This window comes from Chromobacterium sp. ASV23 (assembly GCF_016428945.1).
In the GTDB taxonomy this organism is placed as follows: domain Bacteria; phylum Pseudomonadota; class Gammaproteobacteria; order Burkholderiales; family Chromobacteriaceae; genus Chromobacterium; species Chromobacterium sinusclupearum.
Genome location: NZ_JAELTR010000120.1, coordinates 1 through 2,635 on the forward strand (window position 1 = coordinate 1; position 2,635 = coordinate 2,635).

Annotated in this window: 2 protein-coding genes; both read left to right on the plus strand. The window is 54.8% G+C overall.

Annotation, left to right across the window (positions count from 1 at the left end; genetic code table 11):
- Positions 1–169 precede the first annotated feature (169 nt).
- On the plus strand, positions 170–1,159 hold the full coding sequence (gene rfbG, locus JHD59_RS21745; RefSeq protein ID WP_233164457.1) for a CDP-glucose 4,6-dehydratase: 990 nt from the start codon (positions 170–172) through the stop codon (positions 1,157–1,159).
- Between the two features lie 11 nt (positions 1,160–1,170).
- Positions 1,171–2,487, plus strand: a complete 1,317-nt coding sequence (gene rfbH, locus JHD59_RS21750) for a lipopolysaccharide biosynthesis protein RfbH (RefSeq protein WP_199155801.1) — start codon at positions 1,171–1,173, stop codon at positions 2,485–2,487.
- The last annotated feature ends 148 nt before the right edge of the window (positions 2,488–2,635 follow it).

A 2,635-nucleotide genomic window follows, 5' to 3' on the forward strand; every position in this document is an offset into this window, starting at 1 on the left:
CCCCCCCCCCCCCCCCCCCCCCCCCCCCCCCCCCCCCCCCCCCCCCCCCCCCCCCCCCCCCCCCCCCCCCCCCCCCCCCCCCCCCCCCCCCCCCCCCCCCCCCCCCCCCCCCCCCCCCCCCCCCCGCTTTTGAGTCTCGTGGGCTCGGAGATGTGTATAAGAGACAGCTTTGTGGCTGCAGTCGCTAGGAGCGGAGCTGCAAGGCCTCGCATTAGCGCCACCAAGTTCGCCGTCTCTCTTCGACGCAGCCGCTGTTGCGCAGGGTATGCGATCTGAAATTTGTGATATTCGCGACTTCACGCATGTTTTGCAAGTTGTGGCGGAATTTCAACCAGAAATCGTCATCCATATGGCGGCACAGCCCTTGGTTCGCTATTCCTACAAACATCCCATTGAAACCTACGCTACCAACGTGATGGGCACCGTGCATGTGCTTGAGGCGGTGAGGCAAGTGGGTTCTACCAAAGTGGTTGTCAATGTCACTACGGACAAGTGCTATGAGAACCGTGAGTGGCTATGGGGGTATCGCGAAGACGAAGCAATGGGGGGCCATGATCCTTACAGCAGCAGCAAAGGGTGTGCCGAGCTGGTCAGCTCCGCCTATCGCCGTTCGTATATGCAAGATGCAGATATTGCTCTTGCTACAGCACGTGCCGGGAATGTGATCGGTGGCGGGGATTGGGCCGAAGATAGGTTGGTCCCTGACTTACTACGTGCTTTTGAGAAAGGTCAGCCAGTTGTTATCCGTAACCCGCTTGCTACGCGGCCTTGGCAGCATGTTCTTGAGCCACTGTCGGGATATCTGACGTTGGCCGAAAAACTATGGCATGATCCTGTCGCCTACGCTGAAGGCTGGAATTTTGGTCCGCGTGATGAAGATGCCAAGCCGGTTGAGTGGATTGTGTCGGCGATGACCTCCAAATGGGCAGATGGCGCAAGCTGGGAGCTTGATGCTGCTGCTCAGCCGCACGAAGCCGGCTTTCTCAAACTAGACATTTCTAAGGCGCGTTATCGCCTTGGCTGGGCACCTCGCTGGTCACTGGAGTACGCGCTAGAAAAGATCGTTTCATGGCATAAGGCATGGCTGGCTGGCGATGATGTGCGACAGCTGTGCCTGCGGCAAATCCGTGAATACCAAGACACCCCTATCAAGTATTAAGAGTTGAATACATGACTGACACCAAAATCCTTCGTGAGAAAATCAGCCAACTGGTTGCAGAATATGCCGAGCAAGCGCTAGCTGCCAAGCAATTTGTTCCTGGTCAGACCGTTGTACCACCATCTGGTAAGCTCATCGGCGCTGAAGAGTTGCAATTGATGGTTGAGGCCTCGTTGGATGGCTGGTTGACTACCGGCCGATTCAATGACGAGTTCGAGCGTAAGCTTGCCGATTTTTATGGCGTCAAATATCTCATTACTGTCAATTCCGGCTCTTCGGCCAACCTTGTCGCCTTCAGCACACTCACATCTCCCAGACTTGGCGAGAGAGCTATTCGTCCAGGGGATGAGGTCATCGGTGTGGCGGCTGGCTTCCCTACCACCGTTAACCCGATCGTCCAGTTTGGCGCAGTGCCAGTATTCGTGGATGTGGAGCTGGGCACATATAATATTGATGCCAGTAAAATCGAGGCGGCCATTAGTCCTAAGACTAAAGCCATCATGTTGGCCCACACCTTGGGCAACCCATATAATTTGGAAGTCATCACCGCACTCTGCCAGAAGCATAATTTGTGGTTGGTTGAGGATTGCTGCGACGCGCTTGGTTCCACCTATGATGGCAAGATGGTAGGCACATTTGGTGATATAGGTACGGTCAGCTTCTATCCAGCGCATCACATTACGATGGGTGAGGGAGGGGCCGTATTCACAAATAATGAAGAGTTGAAAAAAATCGCGGAAAGCTTCCGCGATTGGGGGCGTGATTGCTATTGTGCGCCAGGACGCGACAATACTTGCGGCAAGCGCTTTTGCCAGAAGCTGGGTAGTCTGCCTGAGGGGTACGATCACAAGTACACCTACAGCCATCTGGGCTACAACCTCAAGATCACCGATATGCAGGCCGCGTGTGGTTTGGCCCAACTGGCCAAAGCTCCTGAGTTTGTGCAAAAGCGCAAAGACAATTTTGCCTACCTTATGGATCGTCTGCGTAGTTGCGAAGAATTCCTCATCCTGCCTGAGGCTACTGAGAAATCAGACCCTTCCTGGTTTGGCTTCCCAATCACCTTGCGTGAAGATGCGCCGGTTTCGCGGGTGGAGTTGTTACAATACCTTGATCAATACCGTATTGGTACCCGTTTGCTGTTTGCAGGCAATCTTACCCGCCAGCCTTACATGACTGGACGAAACTACCGTGTAGTGGGCGATCTGACTAATACCGACATTGTGATGAACAACACCTTCTGGATAGGTGTACAGCCTGCTCTAACCGAAGAAATGTTGGACTGGACTGTAACTAAGATTGAAGCTTTTCTGGGTGTTAATTTTTGATCAAAGCAATGGTGGCTAGCCTTAACAGGCTGGCCAAGAAAAAAGGTATTTCTACCCTGTCTCTTATACACATCTCCGAGCCCACGAGACTCAAAAGGGGGGGGGGGGGGGGGGGGGGGGGGGGGGGGGGGGGGGGGGGGGGGGGGGG

What these genes read in the sequence shown, in the direction of transcription:
- rfbH (WP_199155801.1), top strand. Translation starts at nt 1,171, where the DNA reads ATGACTGACACCAAAATCCTTCGTGAGAAAATCAGCCAACTGGTTGCA.